At 64.7% G+C, this 433-nt stretch carries 1 protein-coding gene; it reads left to right on the top strand.

Annotated features, from left to right (window positions below):
- Nucleotides 1-155 precede the first annotated feature (155 nt).
- Nucleotides 156-433: hypothetical protein (locus J4F42_22715; GenBank protein ID MCE2488336.1), on the top strand; the 278-nt coding region annotated here is incomplete at its 3' end.

The raw sequence follows: 433 nt of genomic DNA, 5'->3' as shown, positions 1-433 counted from the left end.
TCACCCTGCTGCCAGCCCAGTACATGGACCCGTTTCGGGTCAGAGACCCGGCCTGCGATCCGGGCCGGGCCATCAACCGCGCTCAAATAGAGCTGCTGGCAGCCCGGGTATCCGTTCTCAGCCAGTGCTTCTATTGAACGACCAGCCATGTGGTCATGCTCCGGGAGAGCAGTCAAACACAGCAGCTGGTCGACAATCTTGATCTGAGCGCGGTGGCCGACGCCACCAAAGACAGCGGTGTGGCGCACGGGAGGCTGCTCATTCGTTTTGCCGAAGTCGTGCTGGGCGACGACGAGGCCGAGCTGGCCGCCGTCCGCCAAGAAGTGCGCGCAGCACTCGGACCCCAGGCCCTGGTCGATGCCTCGGCCATCGTTGCCACCTTCATGCAAATGGTCCGGATTGCCGACGCGACCGGCATCGCCGTGGTCGGCCC

The sequence above is a fragment of the Desulfurellaceae bacterium genome, from assembly GCA_021296095.1.
In the GTDB taxonomy this organism is placed as follows: domain Bacteria; phylum Desulfobacterota; class Binatia; order Bin18; family Bin18; genus JAAXHF01.
The sequence above is the reverse complement of the archived record's forward strand: the minus strand, read 5'-3'. Positions and strand labels throughout refer to the sequence as shown.